The organism is Roseomonas sp. SRI_022 (genome assembly GCF_057586215.1).
The window spans coordinates 170,637-194,687 of the sequence record NZ_JBYCZL010000010.1 but is presented as its reverse complement, the minus strand read 5'-3'; the positions used below and the strand labels follow the sequence as shown (position 1 = coordinate 194,687).

Annotated in this window: 19 protein-coding genes; all 19 read left to right on the top strand. The window is 71.5% G+C overall.

The window, feature by feature from the left end; all coding sequences use genetic code 11:
* Positions 1-175: 175 nt before the first annotated feature.
* The 19 genes from AC2YHJ_RS12610 to AC2YHJ_RS12520 all read left to right on the top strand — a co-directional run bounded on the left by AC2YHJ_RS12610 (position 176) and on the right by AC2YHJ_RS12520 (position 24,005).
* Positions 176-2,134 carry a peptidoglycan D,D-transpeptidase FtsI family protein gene (locus AC2YHJ_RS12610; protein ID WP_487396409.1) on the top strand — a complete coding sequence of 653 codons (1,959 nt, stop codon included), beginning with the start codon at positions 176-178 and terminating at the stop codon, positions 2,132-2,134.
* A 4-nt stretch (positions 2,135-2,138) separates the two neighbouring features.
* Positions 2,139-3,581, top strand: a complete 1,443-nt coding sequence (locus AC2YHJ_RS12605) for a UDP-N-acetylmuramoyl-L-alanyl-D-glutamate--2,6-diaminopimelate ligase (RefSeq protein WP_487396411.1) — start codon at positions 2,139-2,141, stop codon at positions 3,579-3,581.
* Entirely contained in the window at positions 3,578-4,957 is a 1,380-nt protein-coding gene (locus AC2YHJ_RS12600; protein ID WP_487396408.1) for a UDP-N-acetylmuramoyl-tripeptide--D-alanyl-D-alanine ligase, read from the top strand. The genes AC2YHJ_RS12605 and AC2YHJ_RS12600 overlap by 4 nt, the downstream gene beginning before the upstream one ends.
* Entirely contained in the window at positions 4,954-6,042 is a 1,089-nt protein-coding gene (gene mraY / locus AC2YHJ_RS12595; protein WP_487396407.1) for a phospho-N-acetylmuramoyl-pentapeptide-transferase, read from the top strand. The genes AC2YHJ_RS12600 and mraY overlap by 4 nt, the downstream gene beginning before the upstream one ends.
* Positions 6,039-7,418: a UDP-N-acetylmuramoyl-L-alanine--D-glutamate ligase gene (murD, locus tag AC2YHJ_RS12590; RefSeq protein WP_487396406.1), complete on the top strand. Its 1,380-nt coding sequence runs from the start codon at positions 6,039-6,041 to the stop codon at positions 7,416-7,418. The genes mraY and murD overlap by 4 nt, the downstream gene beginning before the upstream one ends.
* Positions 7,418-8,596: an FtsW/RodA/SpoVE family cell cycle protein gene (locus tag AC2YHJ_RS12585; RefSeq protein ID WP_487396405.1), complete on the top strand. Its 1,179-nt coding sequence runs from the start codon at positions 7,418-7,420 to the stop codon at positions 8,594-8,596. The genes murD and AC2YHJ_RS12585 overlap by 1 nt, the downstream gene beginning before the upstream one ends.
* Before the next feature lie 11 nt (positions 8,597-8,607).
* Positions 8,608-9,726: an undecaprenyldiphospho-muramoylpentapeptide beta-N-acetylglucosaminyltransferase gene (murG, locus tag AC2YHJ_RS12580; protein ID WP_487396404.1), complete on the top strand. Its 1,119-nt coding sequence runs from the start codon at positions 8,608-8,610 to the stop codon at positions 9,724-9,726.
* Positions 9,726-11,168 (top strand): UDP-N-acetylmuramate--L-alanine ligase, encoded by a 1,443-nt coding sequence (gene murC / locus AC2YHJ_RS12575; RefSeq protein ID WP_487396403.1) that lies wholly within the window; start codon positions 9,726-9,728, stop codon positions 11,166-11,168. The genes murG and murC overlap by 1 nt, the downstream gene beginning before the upstream one ends.
* Before the next feature lie 8 nt (positions 11,169-11,176).
* On the top strand, positions 11,177-12,073 hold the full coding sequence (gene murB, locus AC2YHJ_RS12570) for a UDP-N-acetylmuramate dehydrogenase (RefSeq protein ID WP_487396402.1): 897 nt from the start codon (positions 11,177-11,179) through the stop codon (positions 12,071-12,073).
* Positions 12,070-12,996 carry a D-alanine--D-alanine ligase gene (locus tag AC2YHJ_RS12565; protein ID WP_487396401.1) on the top strand — a complete coding sequence of 309 codons (927 nt, stop codon included), beginning with the start codon at positions 12,070-12,072 and terminating at the stop codon, positions 12,994-12,996. Before murB ends, AC2YHJ_RS12565 begins: the two co-directional genes overlap by 4 nt.
* Positions 12,986-13,891, top strand: coding sequence for a cell division protein FtsQ/DivIB (locus AC2YHJ_RS12560; RefSeq protein ID WP_487396400.1), 906 nt, complete (start codon positions 12,986-12,988; stop codon positions 13,889-13,891). Before AC2YHJ_RS12565 ends, AC2YHJ_RS12560 begins: the two co-directional genes overlap by 11 nt.
* A complete protein-coding gene (gene ftsA / locus AC2YHJ_RS12555) occupies positions 13,888-15,183 on the top strand; it encodes a cell division protein FtsA (RefSeq protein WP_487396399.1) in 1,296 nt (431 codons plus the stop codon). The genes AC2YHJ_RS12560 and ftsA overlap by 4 nt, the downstream gene beginning before the upstream one ends.
* Before the next feature lie 58 nt (positions 15,184-15,241).
* A complete protein-coding gene (ftsZ, locus tag AC2YHJ_RS12550) occupies positions 15,242-16,792 on the top strand; it encodes a cell division protein FtsZ (RefSeq protein ID WP_487396398.1) in 1,551 nt (516 codons plus the stop codon).
* Positions 16,793-17,101: 309 nt separating this feature from the next.
* A complete protein-coding gene (lpxC, locus tag AC2YHJ_RS12545; protein ID WP_487396397.1) occupies positions 17,102-18,049 on the top strand; it encodes a UDP-3-O-acyl-N-acetylglucosamine deacetylase in 948 nt (315 codons plus the stop codon).
* An 80-nt stretch (positions 18,050-18,129) separates the two neighbouring features.
* Positions 18,130-18,981, top strand: coding sequence for an outer membrane protein assembly factor BamD (locus AC2YHJ_RS12540; protein WP_487396396.1), 852 nt, complete (start codon positions 18,130-18,132; stop codon positions 18,979-18,981).
* Positions 18,982-19,000: 19 nt separating this feature from the next.
* Positions 19,001-20,677: a DNA repair protein RecN gene (gene recN, locus AC2YHJ_RS12535; RefSeq protein WP_487396395.1), complete on the top strand. Its 1,677-nt coding sequence runs from the start codon at positions 19,001-19,003 to the stop codon at positions 20,675-20,677.
* A 58-nt stretch (positions 20,678-20,735) separates the two neighbouring features.
* On the top strand, positions 20,736-21,212 hold the full coding sequence (locus tag AC2YHJ_RS12530; protein WP_487396394.1) for an N-acetyltransferase family protein: 477 nt from the start codon (positions 20,736-20,738) through the stop codon (positions 21,210-21,212).
* A gap of 94 nt (positions 21,213-21,306) precedes the next feature.
* Positions 21,307-23,436: an NAD-dependent DNA ligase LigA gene (gene ligA / locus AC2YHJ_RS12525; protein ID WP_487396393.1), complete on the top strand. Its 2,130-nt coding sequence runs from the start codon at positions 21,307-21,309 to the stop codon at positions 23,434-23,436.
* A gap of 131 nt (positions 23,437-23,567) precedes the next feature.
* Entirely contained in the window at positions 23,568-24,005 is a 438-nt protein-coding gene (locus tag AC2YHJ_RS12520) for an organic hydroperoxide resistance protein (RefSeq protein ID WP_487396392.1), read from the top strand.
* The last annotated feature ends 46 nt before the right edge of the window (positions 24,006-24,051 follow it).

Sequence of the window (24,051 nt, the reverse complement as noted above, 5' to 3'; positions counted from 1 at the left end):
GGCCCAGCCGCAGACGGTCGCGGCTAGTGCGCCCCGCCCCGTCACTGGCTCCTCGCTGGGTTTCTCCGCGCTCGGCGGCGGCGGCATGCCGTCGCTCGCCCCGCCGGTACCGATCGCGCGGGCCGCGGCCGCGACGCTGCCCCCGGGCATGGCGCGCTAGGGCAACGGCCCGCGCATGACCCGCCCCCCTCCCATCGAGGTGGTCCGCCCGCCCGAGCCGGATTCCGCGCCGGCCAGCCACTACGGCCTGCGGCGGCCTGCCGCGACCGATGCGACGCCACGCGCCCTGGTGCGGGTGACGCAGCCTGACCTGATGCGCCGGGCGATCCTGGAACGCTCGCGCGGGCGGTTGGTCATCGCCGCCTTCGGCTTCTCGGCCATCTTCGGCGTGGTCGCGATCAAGCTGGCGCTGGCGACGGTGCTGAACCCGGCCGAGGGACGCCGCGCCGCGGCCCTGTCCCGCCCGCCGGCACCCGCCGCCGAGGCGCCGGTCGCGCGCGCCACCGTCACCGACCGCAATGGCGAGATCCTCGCGGTCTCGCTGCCGCTCACCGCGCTCTATGCCAATCCGCGGCAGATCGAGAACCCGGCCGATGCCGCCGACCGGCTGCGCACCGTGCTGCCGCAGCTCGACCGAGAGCGGCTGATCCAGCGCATGACCGGCGAACGGCAATTCGCCTATATCGCCCGCGCGCTCACGCCGCGGGAGATGTCGCAGGTCAACGCCCTCGGCATCCCCGGCCTGTATTTCGAGGAAGCCGAGCGTCGGTATTTCCCGCAGGGGCGCACCGCCGCGCACATCATCGGCGGCGTGGACGTGGACGGCCACGGCATCGCGGGCGTCGAGCGCTTCCACGACGCGCGCCTGCGCGAGCGAGCGAACGAACGCCTGCGCCTGTCGCTCGACATCCGCGTGCAGCTCGCGCTGCGCGACGCGGTGCAGCGCGGCATCACCGAGTTCAACGGCATCGGCGGCGCCGGCGTGGTGATGGATGTGCAGACCGGCGAGGTGCTCGCCATGGTCTCCCTGCCCGACTACGACGCCAACGATGTCGGCGCGGCGACGATGGACCAGCGCTTCAACCGCGTCACCGTCGGCGTCTATGAACCCGGGTCCACCTTCAAGCTGCTGACGGCGTCGATGGCGCTGGAATACGGCACGGTGCAACCCTGGGGCGGCTACGACGCATCCCGCCCGATCAGCGTCGGGCGCTTCACCATCAACGATTATCGCGGCAAGGGGCGCTGGCTCGCCCTGCCGGAGATCCTCGCCTATTCGTCCAACCTCGCCTCGGCGCACATGGCCGCGGCGGTGGGCGTGAACCGGCATCGCGAATTCATGCAGCGCATGGGCATGACGTCCCGCCTGCGCATCGAGATCCCGGAGACCGCGCTGCCGCTCGTGCCGTCCCAGCGGAGCTGGCGCGAGCTCAACACCATGACGATCGGCTTCGGCCACGGCATGTCGGTCACGCCGCTGCATGTGGCGACGGCGGGCGCCACCATCGTCAATGGCGGCATCCTGCGTCAGCCGACGATCCTCGCCCAGGAACCGGGCGTGCCGCGCGAGGGCGTGCGCGTGATCAGCGAGCGCACCTCGGAGCTGATGCGTCGGCTGATGCGTCTGGTCGTCACCGACGGGTCGGGGCGTTCGGCCGAGGTGCCGGGGTATTTCGTCGGCGGCAAGACAGGCACGGCGCAGAAGACCGGCCCGCGCGGCGGCTATCTGGAAAACAAGCGCATCGCCGCTTTCGTCGGCGCCTTCCCGATGCATGCGCCGCGCTACGCGGTCTATGTGATGGTGGACGAGCCGAAGCCGAATGCGCGCAGCCATGGCTTCGCGACTGCCGGCTGGGTGGCCGCGCCCGCCGCCGGGATGGTGATTTCCCGCATCGCGCCGATCCTTGGCATGCTGCCCGAACCCGCGACGCCCGAGATCACGCGCGCCATCGCCATGCCGATGAACGGTCGCGGCATTCCGGGCTTGGCCCCGGCGCCCACGACCACGCCGGCTGCCGCCGCGCCGCCGCGTGCTGCGCCCGGCCGCCCCACCACACAGCCTGCCGCCACCCCGCCCGCCGCCACCGCGCCGCGGCCGGCCGTGCAGCGGGAGGCGAGCCTTGCGCCTCGGTGAGATCATGCGCCGCACGGGCCTCCCCGGACCGGCCGAGGACGCAACGATCGCAGGGCTGACAGCGGACAGCCGCGCGGTCGGTCCCGGCATGGTTTTCGCCGCCCTGCCCGGCGCACGCGCCGATGGCCGCGCCTTTATCGCCGATGCGGTGGAACGGGGTGCCGCCGCGGTGCTGGCACCCGAAGGCACCGAATGGCCACCCGGCGTGCCGGTGCGCCCGCTGATCACCTCGCCCGATCCGCGCCGCGCGCTGGCACTGATGGCCGCCGCCTTCCACGGCGCCCAGCCGCGCAGCGTGGTCGCCGTCACGGGCACCAACGGCAAGACCAGTACGGTCGATTTCCTGCGCCAGATCTGGATCGCGGAAGGGGAGCGCGCCGCCTCACTCGGCACGCTCGGGCTGGTGGCGGAAGGCTTCCCGCCTGGCCCGTCGCTGACCACGCCGGATCCGGTGGCGCTGCATGCGACGCTCGCCGCCCTGGCCCGCGCCGGCTTCGGCGCGGCGGCAATGGAGGCGTCCTCCCACGGGCTCGACCAGCGGCGGCTGGATGGGGTGGTGCTGGCGGCGGCGGGGTTCAGCAACCTGACGCGCGACCATCTGGACTATCATGGCGGCATGGAGGCCTATCGGGCCGCCAAGCTGCGCCTGTTCGACACGCTGCTGCCCGCGGGCGCGGCGGCGGCAGCCTGCTCCGAGATGGACCCGGCGACGCTCGATGCGCTGCGCGAGATCGCCCGCAGCCGCCGGCTGCGCCTGCTCACGGTGGGCGAGGCCGGCGACGCCATCCGCCTGCACGCCGCGCAGCCCCTGCCGGACGGGTTGGCGCTCAGCGTCACAGCCTTCGGCACGCGGCACGACATCCACCTGCCGCTGCCCGGCCGCTTCCAGGCGGATAATGCGCTGCTCGCCGCCGCCCTTGCGGTGGGTGCAGGGCAGCCGGCCGATCGCGTGCTCGCCACGTTGCCGGGCCTTGCCGGCGTGCGGGGGCGGATGGAACGCGCCGCGGTGCTCGCCAATGGCGCGGCGGTCTATGTCGACTACGCGCATACGCCGGATGCGCTGGCGCGGCTGCTCGCGGCGCTGCGGCCGCATACCGCCGGGCGGCTGCATGTGCTGTTCGGCGCGGGCGGCGACCGCGATCCGGGCAAGCGCCCGCTGATGGGCGCCGCCGCGACCGCTGCCGCCGATGTGGTCTGGGTGACGGACGACAATCCGCGCAGCGAGGACGCCGCTGCCATCCGCAGCGCCGTGCTGGCCGGCGCGACGGGGGCGATCGATGCTGGTGCGCGCGAGGCCGCCATCGCCGCCGCGCTGGCCGATCTGCGGCCGGGCGACGTGCTGGCGGTGGCCGGCAAGGGGCATGAGAGCGGGCAGGAGATCGCCGGCGTCGTCCATCCCTTCGACGACGTGACGGTGGTGCGCCGGCTCGCGGGTGTCGCGCCGTGACCGCGCTGTGGACATCGGCGCAGCTGCGCGAGGCGACCGGCGGCACGCTCGTGCCCGAGGTCGCGGTGACCGGCGTGTCGATCGATACGCGGACCATCGCGCCGGGCGACCTGTTCGTCGCGCTGCGTGACGCGCGGGACGGGCATGATTTCGTGGCCGATGCGCTGGCGCGCGGCGCCGCGGCGGCGCTGGTCGATCGCGACCCGCCGGGTGTCGCGACCGATGCGCCGCTGCTGCGCGTGGGCGACACGCTGGCCGGGCTGACCGCGCTCGGCGCCGCCGCGCGGGCGCGCGGCGAGGCCCTCTTCGTCGGCGTCACTGGATCGGTCGGCAAGACCACGACGAAGGAGATGCTGCGCGTCGCGCTGTCCGCCTTCGGGCCGACCCACGCGGCAGCGGCGTCCTACAACAACCATTGGGGCGTGCCGCTGACGCTGGCCCGCCTGCCCGCCGACGCCGCCTTCGCGGTGATCGAGATGGGCATGAACAACCGCGGTGAGATCGCGCCGCTGGCACGGCTGGCGCGCCCGCGCATCGGTGTCATCACCAATCTCGGTAGCGCGCATGTCGGGCGGCTCGGCAGCGAGGATGAGATCGCCGAGGAGAAGGGCGACATCATCGAGGGCATCGCGCCGGGCGGCGCGCTGGTGCTGCCGGCCGACAGCCGCTTCGCGACGCGGCTGGCCGCGCGCGCGCGCGACGCGGGGCTTGAGGTGCTGACGCATGGCGAGGCGACGGGCGCCGATGCGCGGCTGGTCGCCTATGACGGCAGCGACGATGGCGGGCGCGCCGAGATCCTGCTGCGCGGCGAGCGCATCGGCGTGACGCTGGCAGCACCGGGGCGGCATGTCGCGCTCAATGCCTGCGCGGTCCTGGCCGCGGTGGCCGCGCTGGGATTGTCGCCGCGCACCGCGGCATCCGCGCTGCCGGCCTTCGGCGCGCCGGCCGGGCGCGGTCGCCGGACCCGCATCGCGGTGGCCGGCGGCGAAGCCCTGCTGATCGATGATTCCTACAACGCCTCGCCACCTTCGATCCGCGCCGGGCTCGCCGTGCTCGGCGCGCAGGCGGCGAGCCGACGCATCGCCGCATTGGGCGACATGCGCGAACTTGGCGACGACGGTCCGGCGATCCATGCGTCGCTCGCGCCCGATGCCGCTGCCACCTGTGACCTTGTGTTCTGCTGCGGGGACTTGATGGGCTACCTGTATCGCGCGCTGCCGGATGTGAAGCGCGGCGCGCATTGTGTCGATTCCGCCGCCCTCGCCCCGGTGCTAAAGGCCGCGCTGCGTCCGGGCGATGCCGTGCTGGTGAAGGGTTCGCTCGGGTCCCGCATGGCGGTCGTCGTCGCCGCGCTGACGGAAGGCGCGCGGGCATGATCTACAATCTCCTCACGCCGTTCTCCGACAGCTTCTTCCTGTTCAACCTCGCGCGCTACCACACCTTCCGCGCGGGCGCGGCCTGCATGACCGCGCTGCTGATCTGCCTCGTCTTCGGGGCGCCGATCATCCGCTGGCTGCGGTCCTTCCAGCGCGGTGGCCAGCCGATCCGCGACGACGGGCCGGAACGCCACCTGATCGAGAAGAAGGGCACGCCGACCATGGGCGGCGTGATGATCCTGACCGCACTCGTGGTCTCGACGCTGCTGTGGGCGGATCTGCGGTCCGGCATGATCTGGGCGGTGCTGCTGGTGACGGTGGGCTACGGCGCGCTCGGCTTCGCCGACGACTGGCTGAAGGTGACCAAGCGCAACACCAAGGGCGTGTCGGGCCGCACCAAGCTGTTCGTGCAGGCCGGCCTTGGCCTGGTGGCCGCGCTGTGGATCACCGCGCTGATGCCGGGGCCGCTGGCGGACACGCTGGCGCTGCCGGTCTTCAAGGAAGTGCTGATCCCCTTCGGCCTGCTGTTCCCGCTGATCGGCATGTTCGTGATGATGGGCGCGTCGAACGCGGTGAACCTGACCGACGGCCTCGACGGGCTCGCCGTCGTGCCGGTGATGATCGCCGCGGCGGTCTTCGCGCTGATCGCCTACCTCGTCGGCAACCGCATCTTCGCCGACTACCTGCAGCTGCACTACGTCCCCGGGACGGGCGAGCTCGCGGTCTTCGCCTCCGCGCTGATCGGCGCGGCGCTCGGCTTCCTGTGGTTCAACGCGCCGCCGGCGGCGGTGTTCATGGGCGATACCGGTTCGCTAGCGCTCGGCGGCGCGCTCGGCGCGCTGGCGGTGGCGACGAAGCACGAGATCGTATTGGCGATCGTCGGCGGGCTGTTCGTCGTCGAGACGGTGTCCGTGATGATCCAGGTGTTCTGGTTCAAGCGCACCGGCCGCCGCGTCTTCCTGATGGCGCCGCTGCACCATCACTTCGAGAAGAAGGGCTGGGCCGAGCCGACCATCGTGATCCGCTTCTGGATCATCGCCATGATCCTGGCGTTGGTCGGGCTCAGCACGCTGAAGATCCGATGACCGCGCCCGAGCCCCCCTTCACCCCATTCCGCGGCGCGCGCATCGCCGTTGTCGGGCTCGGCCGCGCCGGGCTGCCGGCGGCGCTGCGCCTGGCCGAATGGGGTGCGGAGGTCGAGGCCTGGGACGATGGCGAGACGGCGCGACGCGCGGCGGAGGAAGCCGGGCTGACGGTCCGCGACCCCACCGACGGCCGCTTCCGCGCCGATGCGCTGCTGCTGTCGCCGGGCATCCCGCACCGGCTGCCGAAGAGCCATCCCGCGGCGCGCGCTGCGGAGGCGGCCGGCGCACCAATCCTGTGCGATGCCGAGTTCCTCTATCGCGCAGTTCTGGCGATGCATTCCTCGGCACGCTTCGTCGGCGTCACCGGGACCAACGGCAAATCCACCACCACGGCGCTGATCCACCACCTGCTGGCGGGTGCGGGGCGGTCGGCGCTGGCGGGCGGGAATCTCGGCCCCGCGGCGCTCGGACTCAAGATGTTGGGGTCGGACGGGGTCTATACCCTCGAAATGTCGTCCTACATGTTGGAGCGAATCGCCACGCTGCGCTTCAACATGGCTGTCATGTTGAACCTCAGCCCGGATCACCTCGACCGTCATGGTGACATGGCCGGCTATGCCGCTGCCAAGGCGAGAATCTTCGCGCGCCAGACCGATAGGGACGTTGCGGTGCTGGGTCAGGACGATGCGGCGACGGCCGCGATGGGGCGCGGGTTGAAGGCGCGGGTCGTGCCGGTCTCGGGGCTGACACGGCAGAAGGGCGGCATCTGGGCCGAAGGTCGCCTGCTGCGCGATGAGGCCGGCACCATTCTCGACCTCGGCGCGGCGCCGAACCTGCCGGGCAGCCACAATGCGCAGAATGCCGCCGCCGCGGCCGCCGCCTGCTTCGCGCTCGGCCTGTCGCGCGACGAGGTCGCCGCCGGCCTCGTCACCTATCCCGGCCTGCCGCACCGGCAGGAACGGGTCGCCGAGGCGCGCGGCGTCGTCTTCGTCAATGACAGCAAGGCGACCAATGCCGACAGCGCGGCCCGCGCCCTCGCCTCCTATGACCGCGTCGTCTGGATCGCAGGCGGGGAGGCGAAGGAGGGCGGGATTGAATCGCTCCTTCCGTTCTTCCCGCGCGTCGCGAAGGCGTTCCTGATCGGGCGCGACGCGCCGGTGCTGGCGAAGACGCTCGCGGCGCATGGCGTGGCGCATGAGATCGTCGGCACGCTCGACGCCGCCATGCCCGCCGCCGCCGCAGCCGCCTTCGGTGGCGCGGCGCCGGTCGTGCTGCTGTCCCCCGCCTGCGCGTCCTGGGACCAGTTCAGCGGCTTCGATGCGCGCGGCGACCGCTTCCGCGACCTCGCCCGCGCCATCACCGGGGAGCACGTCTGATGGCCTTCACCCGCGCCGACACCTCCGTCCTCGGCCGCTGGTGGTGGACGGTGGACCGCTGGACGCTCGCGGCGCTGCTCGCGCTGATCGGCTTCGGCTATGTGATGATGCTCGCCGCCTCCCCCGCGGTGGCGGAACGCATCGGCGCCTCGTCGCGCCACATGTTCTTCATCAAGCAGGTCGTCTACCTGATGGCGGCGACGGCGCTGATGGTCGCGGTCTCGCTGCTCTCGCCGCGCGGCGTGCGGCGCTTCGCGTTGATCGGCTTCGCCCTCGCGCTGGTGCTGACCGCGGCGACGCTCGTCATCGGCGTCGAGATCAAGGGCGCGCGGCGCTGGCTGCCGATCCCGGGCCTGTCGCTGCAGCCCTCCGAATTCCTCAAGCCCTTCTTCGCCGTGGTCGCCGCCTGGTTGATCTCAGAAGGCAAGGCGCCGGGCTCCAAGGTCTGGGGGGCGACCATCGCGCTGGGGCTGTTCCTCGCCGTGGGCGCGATCCTGAAGGGGCAGCCGGATATCGGCATGCTGATCGTCGTCTCGGCGGTGTTCTTCGCGCAGTTCTTCGTCGCGGGGATGAACCTGTTCCTGGTCGGCGCGGTGGGCGGCATCGGCGTCGCCGGGGCGATCGGCGCCTATTTCATCTTTCCGCATGTGCAGTCGCGCGTGCAGCGCTTCCTCGATCCGTCGTCCGGCGATTCCTACCAGGTCAGTGTGGCGATGGAGGCCTTCGCCAATGGCGGGCTGCTGGGCCGCGGCCCCGGCGAAGGCCGGGTGAAGAACGTGCTGCCCGACGCCCATGCCGACTTCGTCTTCGCCGTGGCCGGCGAGGAATTCGGCATGGTGATCTGCCTCGTCATCCTCGCCCTGTTCGCCTTCATCGTGGTGCGCGGGCTGATGCGCCTGCTGGCGGAAACGGACCTGTTCGTGATGCTCGCCGGCACCGGGCTGCTGACGCAGTTCGGGCTGCAGGCCTTCGTCAACATGGCCTCCACCCTGCACCTGATCCCGACCAAGGGGATGACGCTGCCCTTCGTGTCCTATGGCGGTTCCTCGGTGCTCGCCATCGCGATCGGGATGGGGATGCTGCTGGCGCTGACGCGGCGGCGCGTCGGCGCCCGGGCCGGCGGCACTGCCGAGGACAGCCCCGTCTCGCCCGCCCTCGCGGCGGGAGGGGCGCGGTGAGGGGCCCGGCCGTGAAGCCCATCATCATCGCCGCCGGCGGGACCGGCGGACACCTGTTTCCGGCTGAGGCGCTGGCGGCGGAACTGCTGCGCCGGGGCGAGCGCATCGCGCTGATGACCGATGTGCGATCGGCGGCCTATGACAGCGCGGCCTTCGCCAATGCGGAACGCTTCGTGCTGTCCGGCGGTGGCCTGTCCGGGCGCGGCATCCGCCGCGCGACGCGCGGGGCGATGCAGCTGATGGCCGGCACGATGCAGGCGCGGCGGCATCTCGCGATGCTGATGCCCTCCGCCGTGGTGGGGTTCGGCGGCTATGCCTCCTTCCCGCCGCTCGCCGCGGCGCGGCTGATGGGGGCATCACGGCGGCCGGCCATCGTGCTGCACGAACAGAATGCGGTGCTGGGCCGTGCCAACCGGCTGATGGCGCGTGCGGCCGACCTGCTGGCGCTGTCCTTCGAGGGCACTGCCAACGTCCCCGCCGGCGCGCGCGCGGCGGTAGTCGGCAATCCGGTGCGGCCCGCGCTCGCCGCACTCGCCGGGCAGCCTTATCCGGCGCCGCTGGATGGCGGCGTGTTGCGCCTGCTGGTGACCGGCGGCAGCCAGGGTGCGCGCGTCTTCGCCGATGTCGTGCCGCCCGCCGTCGCCGCACTGCCCGAGGCGATCCGCGCGCGGCTGCTGGTGACGCAGCAATGCCGCGCGGAGGACCTCGCCCGCACCGAGACCGCCTATCGCGAGGCCGGCGTCGTCGCCAATCTCGCGCCGTTCTTCCCCGACATCGCCGGGCGGCTGGCCACAGCGCACCTCGTGGTCGCGCGCGCCGGCGCCTCCACGGTCGCCGAACTGGAATGCGCCGGGCGGCCCTCCATCCTGGTGCCGCTGCCCTCCGCGATCGACGACCACCAGAACGCCAATGCCCGCGCGCTGGCCGAGGCCGATGCGGCCTGGGTCTATCCGCAGCCTTCCTTCACGCCGGCGGCGCTGACCGAACGGCTCGCCGCCTTGTTCTCGGTGCCGGAGCGGCTGGTGTCCGCCGCCGCCGCCGCTTCCGCCCTCGCCCGCCCGCTGGCGGCGCGGGACCTTGCAGACCAGGTGCTGGCGCTGGCCCGCCGCGCGACGATGGGGGTCGCCTGATGCGCGCGCTGCCACTCAATATCGGTCCCATCCATTTCGTCGGCATCGGCGGCATCGGCATGTCCGGCATCGCCGAGGTGCTGCACACGCTGGGTTACCAGGTGCAGGGCAGCGACCTCGCCGAGAGCGCGAATGTGCAGCGGCTACAAGGCGTCGGCATTCCGGTCGCGGTCGGCCATGACGCCGCCAATCTCGGGGATGCGCAGGTCGTCGTCGTCTCCACCGCGGTGAAGCGCGACAACCCCGAGGTCGTCGCCGCCCGCAAGCGCTTCATCCCCGTGGTGCGCCGCGCCGAGATGCTCGCCGAGCTGATGCGCCTGAAATGGTCCGTCGCGATCGGCGGCACGCATGGCAAGACGACGACGACGTCGCTCGTCGCCGCGGTGCTGGAAGCCGCGCGGCTCGACCCCACCGTCATCAATGGCGGCATCATCAACGCGTATGGCACCAACACGCGCATGGGCGCGGGCGACTGGATGGTCGTCGAGGCCGATGAATCCGACGGGTCCTTCCTGAAACTTCCGGCCGTCGTCGCCGTCGTCACCAACATGGATCCGGAACACCTCGACCACTGGGGCACCGGGGATGCGATGAAGGAGGGCTACGCCCAGTTCGTCGGCAACATCCCCTTCTATGGCTTCGCCGTGCTGTGCATGGACCACCATGAGGTCCAGGCGATGATCCCGCGCCTGTCCGATCGCCGCATCGTGACCTATGGCTTCTCGCCCCAGGCCGATGTGCGGGCGGAGAAGGTTATCACCGACCGCATGGGTGCAACCTTCGAGGTGACGGTGACCGACCGCGCCACCGGCCGGGTGCGCCAGATGAAGCCGTTCCGCTTGCCGATGCTCGGCCAGCACAATGTCCAGAACGCGCTCGCCGCCATCGCCATCGGCGTCGAGATGGATGTGGACGAGGCGACCATCCGCACCGCGCTTGCCGGCTTCAAGGGCGTGAAGCGCCGCTTCACCCGCACGGGCGAGGCCGGCGGCATCGCCGTGATCGACGATTACGGCCACCACCCGGTGGAGATCGCGGCCGTGCTGAAGGCCGCGCGCCAGGCCGGCGCGCGTGACGTGATCGCGGTGGTGCAGCCGCACCGCTATTCACGCCTGCACACGCTGTTCGAGGATTTCTGCACCTGCATGAACGATGCCGGCACGGTGATCGTCGCCGATGTCTATGCCGCGGGTGAACAGCCGATCGAAGGCGTGGACAAGGATGCGCTGGTCGAGGGGCTGCGCGCCCGCGGGCACCGTTCCGTGGTGCCGCTGCCCGGGCCTGACTCGCTGCCGGAGATGATCCACGCCATCGCGAAGTCGGGCGACTATGTCGTCTGCCTCGGCGCGGGGAACATCACATCCTGGGCGCATGCCCTGCCCGGGCAGTTGCAGGAGTTGCAGTCGCGTTCGCGCGGGCGGCTCGCCGGGGCGATGAAGTGAGGCCCGGCATGCAGGCCCACGCCACGCTGCCCCCGCTGCGCGGCCGTGTGCAGCGCGACGCGCCGCTGGGTGCGGCGACGTGGTTCCGCGTCGGCGGGCCGGCCGATGTGCTGGTGCGCCCGGCCGATCTGGACGATTTGCTGCTGCTGCTGGGGGACCTGCCGGACGATGTGCCGCTGACCGTGATCGGCGCGGCGTCGAACATGATCATCCGCGATGGCGGCGTGGCGGGCGTGGTGGTGCGGCTCGCGCGCGGCTTCGGCGAGATCGCGGTGGAGGCGGACGGTGTCGTCGCCGGCGCTGCCGCGCTTGATGTCACGGTTGCGGAAACCGCCGCGGCGAAGGCGCTGGGTGGGCTGGAATTCCTCGTGGGCATTCCGGGGACGATCGGCGGCGCGGTAGCGATGAATGCCGGCGCCTATGGGGCCGAGATCAAGGACGTGCTGGACTGGGCCGAGGTCGCGACGCCGGCCGGGCCGTTGCGCCTGACCGCCGCCGAATTGCACTTCGCGTATCGGCGCGCGGCGCTTCCGGCACGCGCCGTCGTCACGCGCGTGCGTTTCAACGCCGTGACGGGCGATGCGGCCACCGTCACCGCGCGGTTGAACGAAATCCGCGCCGCGCGCGAGGCGACGCAGCCGGTGCGCGCGCGGACCGGCGGTTCCACCTTCAAGAACCCCGCCGGTGCGAAGAAGGCCTGGGAGTTGATCGACGCGGCCGGCTGCCGCGGCCTGACGCGCGGCGCCGCGCAGGTCAGTGAGAAGCACTGCAACTTCCTGCTCAACACAGGCGGCGCGACGGCGGCCGAGATCGAGGCGCTGGGCGAAGACGTCCGCGCCCGCGTGAAGGCCACCTCGGGCGTCGAGCTGGAATGGGAAATCAAGCGCATCGGGAGGCCCGCATGACGCAGAAGGTCGCGGTCCTCTATGGCGGCAAGTCGGCGGAACGGGAGGTCTCCCTCTCCTCCGGCCGCGAATGCATGGTCGCGCTGCGCGAGGCCGGCTTCGAGGTCATCCCGATCGAGGTGACGGACGACCTGTCCGCGGCGATCCACGCGCTGACGCATCCGCGCCCGGATGTCGTCTTCAATGCGTTGCATGGCCGCTATGGCGAGGATGGCTGCATCCAGGGCGTGCTGGACTGGCTCGGCATCCCCTACACGCATTCCGGGCTGCGCGCCTCCGCGCTCGCCATGGACAAGGCCGCCGCCAAGGCGGTGTTCGGCGCCGCCGGCCTGCCGATCGTCGAACATCGCCTGGTGACGCGCGACGAGCTCGAAGCCGCCGACCCGCTGCCCATGCCCTATGTGGTGAAGCCGGTGAACGAGGGGTCCTCGGTCGGCGTACACATCGTGAAGACGGGCAGCAATCGCCGCGCCGAGATCGCGCGCAGCTGGCGCTATGGCGAGCACGCCATGGTCGAGGCCTATGTCCCCGGCCGCGAGCTGACCGTCGGCGTCATGGGCGACCGCGCGCTGGCGGTGACCGACATCATCGCCGATGCCGGCGCCTTCTACGACTACGATTCCAAATACGCCGAGGGCGGGTCGCGCCACGTCGTCCCCGCGCAGATCCCGGCGGAGGATTATGCCCGCGCGCTCGACATCGCGCTGCGGGCGCATCAGGCGCTGGGCTGCCGCGGCGCATCCCGCGCCGATCTGCGCTTCGACGAAAGCGTAGAGGGCGCGCGGCGGCTGGTGCTGCTGGAAGTCAACACGCAGCCGGGGCTGACGCGCACCTCGCTGCTGCCGGAACAGGCGGCCCATTGCGGCATCCCCTTCCCCGCCCTCTGCGCCTGGATGGTGAAGGAGGCGCGGCATGGCGCGTGACCCCGCCAGGGCCGCGGCGCGCGAAAGGCTCGCCCGGACCTCGGCGCCGCAGAAGGAACCCTCCCGCCCATCGCGCCTGCGCATCTGGATGAAGCGCCGGCGTTCGCTGCTGCGTCCAGCGATCTATGGCGCGCTGGGCTGCGGCGCGCTGGCGGTGGTGGTGCTGGCGGTGCGGGCGATCGATCCGGCGGGGCGCGTGCGCTCGGTTGCGGAATCCTTCAGCGGCGTCGGCGATGGCCTCGGCCTGCAGGTGCAGCAGGTGATCCTGGAGGGGCGGCGCAACACGCCGACCGACATGATCCGCGCGGCCCTCGGCGTGGCGCGCGGCGACCCGATGCTGGAGTTCTCCCCCGAGGCGGCACGCGCGCGCATCGAGACCATCGCCTGGGTGCAGCAGGCGCATGTCGAACGCCGCCTGCCCGGCACCATCCTGGTGCGTATCGAGGAACGCCGCCCCTTCGCCATCTGGCAGAATGGCGGCCGCTTCGTGATCATCGACCGCGAAGGGCGCGTCGTCGCCTCCGACGGGCTCGACCAGTTCGGCCCGCTGCCGCTGCTGGTGGGCACAGGTGCCGACACCATGGGTGCCGCGCTGCATGACCTGCTGCGCCAGCAGCCCGAGGTCGCCGAGCGTGTCCAGGCCATGGTCCGCATCCATGAGCGTCGGTGGAACCTGCGCCTGCACAGCGGCACCGACGTGCTGCTGCCCGAAGGGGCCGAGGCCGCCGCGATCCTGCGCCTCGCGGAATTGCAGCGGGAGGCGCGGCTGCTCGACCGCCCGCTCGCGGCCATCGACCTGCGCCTGCCGGACCGGCTGGTGCTGCGCCCGACGCGGCAGGCCGAACCCGCCGAGCAGCCGGCGCAGCAGCAGGCCAACAGGGCGCGGCGCGGATGAACCAGATGGCGCGCCTTCCCGCCCCCGTCGAACCCGGGCAGCCGCAGCGCAAGCGCCGGCATGCGCGCAGCGGCACCTTCGGCGTGCTGGATATCGGCTCGACCAAGGTGGTCTGCCTGATCGCGCGCATCGAAAGCGACGGATCGCCGCGCGTGCTCGGCTTCGGCTGGCAGCGCGGGCGCGGCGTGAAGGGCGGGTCGATCGTCGACCTCGAGGAAGCGGAACGCGCCATCCGCGCCGCGGTCGGCCAGGCGGAGGAGATGGCGGACACCCGCATCCCCGGCGCCATCGTCAATCTTTCGTGCGGGCAGCCGGACAGCCGCCAGCTCAACATCCAGTGGGGCATCGGCGGGCGCGCGGTCACCGAGAACGACCTGCGCGCCATCCTGAACGAAGGCCGCCGCCGCACGGTGGAGGAAGGGCGGGAGACGGTGCACGCCATCCCGCTCGGCTTCACCGTGGATGCGACGCCGGGCGTGGATGATCCGCGCAGCATGATCTGCGACACGCTGGGCGCGCGGCTGCACATGGTCAGCGCGTCCCAGGCGTCGCTGCGCAATCTCGGCGCCTGCCTGCTGCGCTGCGACCTGGAGGTCGAGGAACTCGTCTCCGCCCCCTTCGCCGCCGGCCTCGCGACGCTGGTCGAGGACGAGAAGCAGCTCGGCGCCACGGTGATCGACATGGGCGGCGGGACCAGTTCGCTCGCCGTCTTCAGCGAGGGGCATCTGGTGCACACCGCGCAGGTCGCGGTGGGCGGCGGGCAGGTGACCAACGACCTCGCCACCGTGCTGTCCACGCCGGTCGCACATGCCGAGCGCATCAAGACACTGCACGGTTCCGTGCATGGCGGCGCCGACGACGATCGCGAATACCTGCCCGTGCCGCTGCTCGGCGAGGACGAGCACGCCATCGCGCGCATCCCCCGCGCCATGGTGGTCGGCATCATCAAGCCGCGGCTCGAGGAGACCTTCGAGCTGGTGCGCGAGAAGCTCGACGCCGCGGGGCTCGGCAAGGAGGGCGGCACACGCGTGGTGCTGACCGGCGGCGGCAGCCAGTTGGTCGGCGTGCGCGAGCTCGCCGCGCGCGTGCTGGACCGCCAGGTGCGCGTCGGCCGCCCGCTGCCGGTGCGCGGACTCGCGGAAGCCGCGTCGGGGCCCGCCTTCGCGACGGCGATCGGATTGCTGCTGTGGGGTGCGGGCGAAGGCCGCCCCGTGCTGGACATCGCGCCTGGCCCCGCACGGGCCGGCAGCGCGTTCCACCGCTTCGTCAACTGGATCAAGGACCGCGTCTGATGTCGGCACTCGCCACGAATCGAAGCGGTCGCGTAGAGACTCATCAGGAGGCCCGCCCATGACCCTGAATCTGACCGTGCCGACCAGCACGCACACGGACTTCAGCCCGCGCATCACGGTCGTCGGTGTCGGCGGCGGTGGTACCAACGCGGTCAACAACATGATCGCGATGGGACTCGACGGTGTCGAATTCCTCGTCGCCAACACGGACAGCCAGTCGCTGTTCCACTCGCGTGCCGAACGGCGCGTGCAGCTCGGCCCGCATCTGACGCAGGGCCTCGGCGCCGGCGCGAAACCCGAGATTGGGCGCGCGGCGGCGGAAGAAGCGATGGAAGAACTCGCACGCCACATCGAAGGCGTGCACATGATCTTCATCACCGCCGGCATGGGCGGCGGCACCGGCACGGGTGCGGCGCCGGTCATCGCGCGCATGGCGCGCGAACGCGGCATCCTGACCGTCGGCGTGGTGACCAAGCCGTTCGACTTCGAAGGTCCGAAGCGGAAGAAGTCCGCCGATTCGGGCATCGAGGAACTGCAGTCCTTCGTCGATACGCTGATCGTCATCCCGAACCAGAACCTGTTCAGGCTGGCCAATGAACGCACCACCTTCCAGGAAGCGTTCAAGATGGCCGACAACGTCCTCTACATGGGCGTGCGCGGCGTGACCGACCTGATGGTCAACCCGGGCATGGTCAATCTCGACTTCGCCGATATCCGCACCGTGATGGCGGAGATGGGCAAGGCGATGATGGGCACCGGCGAGGCCGAGGGCGAGGATCGCGCCCGCAAGGCCGCCGAGGCCGCCATCAACAACCCGCTGCTCGAGGACATCTCGATGGCGGGTGCCAAGGGCGTGCTGATCAACATCACCGGCGGCCTCGACATGACGCTGTTCGAGGTGGACGAGGCGGCCAACCGCATCCGCAAGGAAGTGGACGAGGACGCCAACATCATCTTCGGCACCTCGGTCGATGAGGACATGAACGGGCGCGTGCGCGTGTCGGTCGTGGCCACCGGCATCGACGTGGCGGTGAGGGAAGAAGCCGCGAAGCCGAAGCTCGTCGTCAATGGCGGCGCGCCGGTCTCCGCGGTGGCATCGCAGCACGTGGCCGCCGCGACCGCGCCGCGCCCCGCGCAACCGACCTTCGTGCGCCGCGTGGCCGAGACCGCGCCGCCCGCCGCCATGCCGGCCATGCGCCCCGCGGTGGTCGAGGCCGCGCCGGAGCCGCAGGTCTATGACGCCGCGCCGGGCGAAGCCCCCGCCGCGGTGGAAGCGGCCCCGGTGATGATGACGCCAGTGCCGCAGCACCACGACCCGATGCCGGCGATGCGCCCGGCGACGGTCGAGGCTCCGCGCACAGCCGGGCGCTTCGGCAACCTGTTCCGCACGGCGACGAATCTCGGCAGCAGCATGATGCGCCGCAGCCTGCCCGACACGGCGCCGGCCCCGATGCAGCAGCATCACGCCGCCCCGTCGGTGCGGATGGAACCGTCGGTCGGCGCACCGGTCGCTGCCGCCCCGGCCCGCCCCGCACCGCGCCCGGCGCCGCAGCAGCAGGATGAGATGGGCCTCGAGATCCCGACCTTCCTGCGCCGCCAGAGCAACTGATCCGACGCCAGGCGTCGCGCGAAAACCGCGCCCCGAAGGCCCGCCAGCCTTCGGGGCGCGTTTTCGTTGCGGCGGTTCATCCGCCGCGCGGCGTTGCAACCGCCCCAATTTTGCCCTATTCCGCAATGCATCAATTCAATAAATTCAATATCTTGCGACGTAATACAGAGAAACAAGGCTTGAATGGCATCCCGCATCGCACAGTGCTTGTGTGAGCCTGGGTGCTGACCCTTTGCCGCTTTCTGCCCAGCCTTTCCGGCCCGGCTCCTTCGAAGCGGCATGGACCACCCAGGAAAGGCAACGGGCTAGATGGACGGTTTCCTCACGGTTGAGACGGGGCGGCGCAGGACGCTGAAGGCACCCATCGGGTGCGTCGGCGTCGGCCTGCATTCCGGCCACCGCGCCTCCGTCACGCTGCGCCCGGCCGCGGCCGGCACCGGCATCGTCTTCCGTCGCGTCGACCTCGGCGGGATCGAGATCCCGGCGCTGTTCGACCGCGTCGTCGACACGCGCCTGTGCACCGCCCTCGGTGAGGGCGAGGCCCGCATCTCGACCATCGAGCACGTCATGGCCGCGCTGGCCGGCTGCGGCATCGACGACGCGATCGTCGACGTCGACGGCCCCGAAGTGCCGATCATGGACGGTTCCGCCACCCCCTTCGTGTTCCTGATCGACTGCGCCGGCATCGCCACCACCGCCGCCCCACGCACGGTGATCGAGGTGCTTCGCCCGATCCGCGTCGAGGAGCCCAACGGCGCCTTTGCCGAACTGCTGCCCGCGCGCGAATCCGCCTTCGACGCGACGCTCGAGATCGACTTCCCGAACACCGCGATCGGCCGCCAGGACGTGTCCATGCGGATTTCCGAGCGCAGCTTCCGCGAGGGGCTGGCCGATGCCCGCACCTTCACCCTGGCCGAGGACGTGGCGCGGCTGCGCGCCGTCGGCCTCGCCCAGGGCGGCAGCCTCGCCAACGCCGTGGTTGTGGATGGGCCGATGATCCTCAACCCGGGTGGGCTGCGCCGCCCGGATGAATTCGTCCGGCACAAGCTGCTCGACGTGGTGGGCGACCTGGCGCTGGCCGGTGCCCCGCTGCGTGGACGCTTCCGCGGCAGCCGGTCCGGCCATGCGCTGAACAACCGCGTGCTGCGGGCGCTTTTCGCCGATGCCTCGGCCTGGCGCTTCGCTGGCCAGCCGGCCTTCACCGAGGGCGTTTCCGCCTCCCCCATGCGGGCCGCGGCGGCCCCGGCCATCGCCTGATCCGCCGCCCCCGACCGGGGCCGCTTGGCGGGTCCGCCCTGCCGCGTGATATAGAGCGGCGCGACATCATGGCTGCCGAGATGCTCCGTCGATTCCTGCCCGTCCTTCTCGTTGTGACCCTCGCCGCCTGTGGCGGAAGCAACAGCTTCCGCCAGGGGACCGGGGCCGACCCGTCGCTGTCGCCGAACACGGCGCCGGCCGATGCCGCCGACCAGTCGCCCGAGGCGCTCTACGCCGCCGGCATGCAGGAGCTGCGCGCCAACCGCTACCAGCGCGCCGTCGACCTGTTCGACGCGGTGGAGCGCGAGCATCCCTATTCCACCTGGGCGACCAACGCGAAGCTGATGGCCGCCTACACGGATTACCACCGCAATCGCTACACCGAGGCGATCGGCGCGCTCGACCGCTTCATCCAGCTGCATCCGGCGCATCGCGACATCGCCTATGCCTACTACCTGCGCGCGCTCTCGCAGTATGAGCAGATCAACGACGCGCAGCGCGACCAGCAGCAGACCATCACGGCCATGACAGCGTTGCAGGAGGTGGTGAACCGCTTCCCCGACACCGCCTATGCCCGTGATGCGCGCCTGAAGATCGACCTCGCCCGCGACCACCTGGCGGGGCGCGAGATGCATGTCGGCCGCTGGTACCAGCGGCAGGGCCTGTCCACCGCCGCGATCGGCCGCTTCCGCCGCGTGGTGGACGAATACCAGACGACCAACCACGTGCCCGAGGCGCTGCACCGGCTGACCGAGATCTACATCTCCCTCGGCCTGACGGAGGAAGCGCGCCGCACGGCGTCCGTGCTCGGCCACAACTACCCGGGCAGCCCCTGGTACCAGGATTCCTACGCGCTGCTGGTCGAAGGCGCGCCGGCGGCCAGCCAGGACCGGCCGGGCTTCATCACCCGCTCGCTCAACTGGCTGTTCTGAGTCGGGGCACGGCGCAACCGTGCTCGCCAGCCTCGCCATCCGCGACGTGGTGCTGATCGAGCGCCTGGACCTCGCCTTCGGTCCGGGCCTCACGGCGCTGACCGGGGAAACCGGCGCGGGCAAGTCGATCCTGCTCGACAGCCTCGGCCTCGCCCTGGGCGGCCGGGCCGAGGCCGGCATGGTCCGTGCCGGCCAGGCGCAGGCCTCGGTCGCCGCCGCCTTCCATCCGCCCGGTGCCCATCCCGCCTTCGACCTGCTCCGCGAACAGGGGATCGAGCCGGAGGAGGACCTCGTGCTGCGCCGGGTCGTCCATGCCGATGGGCGGTCGCGCGCCTTCGTCAACGACCAGCCGGTCGGCGTGGCGCTGCTGCGCCGCCTCGGCGCGCTGCTGGTGGAAGTGCAGGGGCAGCATGACCAGGTCGGCCTCGCCGATCCGGCCTCCCATGCCGGGCTGCTCGATGCCTTCGGCGCGCTGGAGCCACGCCGCGCCGCCGCGGCCGAGGCGTGGTCCGCCTGGCGCGCCGCGACGAAGCGCCTGCACGAGGCCCGCGAGGCCATCGCCGCCGCGCAACGGGAGGAGGAATGGCTCCGCCACGCCGTCGGTGAACTCAAGGAACTGAACCCTGAGGAGGGCGAGGAGGAGAGCCTCGCCACCGAGCGCCAGCGCCTGCAGCAGGGCGAGCGCCGCGCGGAGGCCATCGCCGCGGCGATCGGTGAACTGACGCCGCGCGACCGCCGCGCAGCCTCTCCCGCCCGCGCGCTGCGCGAAGCCGCTCGCGCCCTGGAGCGCCTGCCGCCGCCCAATGAGGACGCGCAGCCCGCCCTGGTCGCCCTGGCCGCCGCCCAGGACGCCCTGGCCGAGGCGGAATCCGCCCTGACCCACCTGATGCAGGAAGGCGGCCCCGACCCGCGCCGGCTGGAAGTGGTCGAGGAACGGCTGTTCGCGCTCCGCGCCGCCGCGCGGAAGCATTCCGTCGCGGTGGTCGACCTTCCTGCCCTCGCGGCCGATCTCCGCGCGCGGCTTGAGGCGCTGGATGCCGGGTCCGGCCGCGTCGCCGCGCTGGAACGCGATGAGGCCGCCGCGCGCAAGGCATATCTGACGGCCGGCGCTGCCCTGACCGAGGCGCGGCGCGAGGCCGCCGGCCGGCTGGAGAAGGCCGTCGCCAAGGAACTCCCGCCGCTCAAGCTGGACCGCGCGCGGCTGGCCATCGACGTCGCCGCGCGCGAGGAGAATGCCTGGGGACCGGACGGGCAGGACCGCATCGCCTTCCTCGTCTCCACCAATCCCGGCCAGACGCCGGGGCAACTCGCCAAGATCGCCTCGGGCGGCGAGCTCTCCCGCTTGATGCTCGCACTCAAGGTCGTGCTCGCGCGCGGTTCCCCCGTGCCCACCCTGGTGTTCGACGAGGTCGATTCCGGCATCGGCGGCGCCACTGCGGCGGCGGTCGGCGAACGCCTGGCGCGCGTGGCGGAACGGCTGCAGGTGCTGGTCGTCACCCACTCGCCCCAGGTCGCGGCGCGTGGCGCGGCGCATCTGCGCGTCGCCAAGCAGGTGAAGGGCGGGCGGGCGGAGACGCGCGTCGAGACGCTGCCTGACGGGGAACGGCGGGAGGAACTGGCGCGGATGCTCGCCGGCGAACGCGTGACGGATGCGGCGCGCGCGGCGGCGGAAAGCCTGCTGGCGGATGGGCGGTGAGACGAAGAACGGGGGAGAGAACTCCCCCGTGCCCCCTCCTTCTTCTGGCACTCCGCCCTTGCAGGCACGCAGGGCCGATGCGAACGACGCAAGAGGGCTGCTGCGCCTGATCGCCGAACTCAATCGCGACCAAGGGGATCCGCATGACCGGCTCACCGAGGCGCAGGTCGAGCGGGACCTGATCGGCAGCGTCAGCGCCGTCGTCTTGGTGGCCGAAGGCCATGATGGCAGCCTCATCGGCTACGCCACGGCACACCCGACCTATGAGACGGGGCACGCCGAGCGCGGCCTTTATGTCGGCGATCTCTACGTCACGCCGGCGCATCGGCGGCAGGGCGTCGCCCGTGCTCTGCTCGGCGCACTCGCTCGCTACGGCCACACGCTGGGCGCACGCCATCTCTGGCTGACGGCGAAGCAGGACAACACCGCAGCACACGCCTTCTACCGCCGGCTCGGCAGCCGCGGCGAAGGCGTCATCGCCTTCGCCGTGGTCGAGCAGGACTTCCTGAACCTCGCCGCTGAGCAACCGCGATGAGCCCCGCCGCCCGCGACGCCAGGGTGGAAGATCGCGTCACCGTCCCTATCCTGACCGAAGCCGCTTTCGACACCCTCGCCGCCGAGGCCGAGACATGACCAACCTGCGCCCGCGCGACCCCGCATCCCTGACCGAAGCCGAAGCCGCCGAGGAACTCGCGGCCCTCGCCACCGAGATCGCGCATCACGACGCGCTGTACCATGGCCAGGACGCGCCCGAGATCAGCGACGCCGACTACGACGCGCTGGTGAAGCGCAACCGCGCCATCGAGGCTCGCTTCCCCACGCTGATCCGCGAGGACAGCCCATCCCGCCGCGTCGGCGCCGCCACCGCCGAGGGCTTCGCCAAATCGCGCCATGGCGAGCCGATGCTGTCGCTGAACAACGTCTTCTCCGAAGCGGAGTTCGCCGAGTTCTGCGCCTCCATCCGCCGCTTCCTGCGGGTGCCGGCGGAGGAGGCGCTGCACTTCGTGGCCGAGCCCAAGATCGACGGCCTGTCGATCAACCTGCTGTATGAGGACGGCATCTTCGTGAAGGGTGTCACCCGCGGCGACGGCACCGAGGGCGAGGACGTCACGGCGAACCTGCTGACCATGCCGTCCCTGCCGCGGCGCCTGCACGCCCCCTTCCCCGCCCGCATCGAGATCCGCGGGGAAGTCTTCATGGACAAGGCGGATTTCCTCGCCTTCCGCGCGACGCAGGAAAAGGCGGCCGAGGAGCGCGAGGAACGCCGCGCACGCGGCGAGAAGCTCGGCGATGCGGTTGTCGTCCCGGTCAATCCGCGCAACGCGGCGGCCGGATCGGTGCGCCAGCTCAACCCGCGCATCACGGCGTCGCGCCCGCTCAAGCTCTTCGCCTATGCGATGGGGGCGGCCAGCGAGCCGCCCGCCGACAGCCACCACGCCTTCCTGCGGCGCCTCGCGCACTGGGGCTTCGCTGTGAACCCGCTGTCGAAGCTGCTGGACAGCGAGGCAGATGCCGAAGCCTTCCAGCGCGGCATCGGCGAGCAGCGGGCCTCGCTCGCCTATGACATCGACGGTGTCGTCTACAAGATCGACCGGCTCGACTGGCAACGGCGGCTCGGTTTCGTCGGGCGCGCACCGCGCTGGGCGACGGCGTGGAAGTTCCCCGCCGAGCAGGCAACGACGGTGTTGCAGGACATCGAGATCCAGGTCGGGCGCACGGGCGCGCTGACGCCGCGCGCGGTGATGCAGCCCGTCACCGTCGGCGGCGTCGTCGTGCGCCACGCGACGCTGCACAATGAGGACGAGATCGCGCGCAAGGATGTGCGCATCGGTGACACCGTCATCCTGCAACGCGCCGGCGACGTGATCCCGCAGATCCTCGGCGTGGTGCTGGAAAAGCGCCCGGCGGGTGCAGTGCCCTTCGCCTTCCCGACGACCTGTCCTGTCTGCGGCAGCCATGCGATCCGCGACGGCGAGGACGTGGTGCGCCGCTGCACCGGCGGCCTGGTCTGCGCCGCGCAGACCGTGGAGCGGCTCAAGCATTTCGCGTCTCGCCGCGCGATGGATATCGAGGGGCTGGGCGAGGAGAACATCCAGCTTCTGTTCGACCAGGGCCTGGTGAAGAGCCCTGCCGACATCTTCCGGCTGCGCGACCATCGCGACGCGCTGCTGGCGCTGGAAGGCTGGGGGGATCGCAAGGTGGGCAAGCTGCTCGATGCGATCGAGGCGCGGCGCAGCGTGGCACTGGAACGCTTCATCTTCGCGCTCGGCATCCGCCGCATTGGGGAGCAGAACGCCAAGCTGCTGGCGCGCCACTATCACTCACTGGAGGAATGGCGCGCGAAGATGATGGCCGCGCACGTCATCGGGTCGGAGGCGCGCGAGGAGCTTGGCTCGATCCAGGGCATCGGCCCCGCGATCGCCGAGGAGCTGGTGGAATTCTTCGCCGAGCCGCGCGCGGTGACAGCACTTGATGACCTGGTCGCGCAGGCGCCGCCGCTGCCCGCCGAGGCGGCCGCGGCGTCCGACAGCCCCTTCGCCGGCAGGACGCTGGTCTTCACCGGCACGCTGGAGACCATGACGCGGGATGAGGCGGAGGCGCAGGCCGAACGGCTTGGCGCCAAGGTCACGAAGTCGGTCTCGAAGAAGACGGACTTCGTCGTGGTTGGCGCCGATGCCGGATCGAAGGCAACCAAGGCCGCCGAACTCGGCCTCCGCATCCTGACCGAGGCCGAGTACCGCTCCCTCGCAGGCATCTAAGATCCGCGGTCCAGGGGGCCGTTGCCCCCTGGCGGGGAGGTCCGGAGGGGCGGGGCCCCTCCGGTTCCGTCGGTTGCCGATCGCGCCCCGCCCCCTACCTTTCTCGGTGCGACCACATCGGAGGGACCCGCATGGACAAGATCGACCCCAAATTCACCGCCATCGCCACCGCGACCGGCGGCCGCAACGGGCATACCGCCACGGATGACGGGATGGTGTCGGTGGACCTCTCGGTGCCCAAGGCGATGGGTGGCCCCGGCAAGCCCAACACCGCGACGCCCGAGCACCTGTTCGCCGCCGGCTATGCTGCCTGCTTCGGTGGTGCGCTCGACTTCATCGGCCGCCAGCACAAGGTGAATGCCGCCGGTGCGTCGATCACGGCGGCGGTGTCGATCGGCCCGCGGGAGGGTGGCGGCTTCGGCATCGCGGTGACGCTGAAGGTCGAGGATCCCTCGGTTCCCCAGGCGCAGCTCGAGGCCCTGGCGAAGGAGGCGCATGAGAAGATCTGCCCCTATTCCCATGCCACGCGCGGCAATGTGGATGTGACGCTGGCCGTCCACGGCGGCTGAGGACCGCATCAACCGACCTGATGCATCTCATCAGGCCAATGCGTTG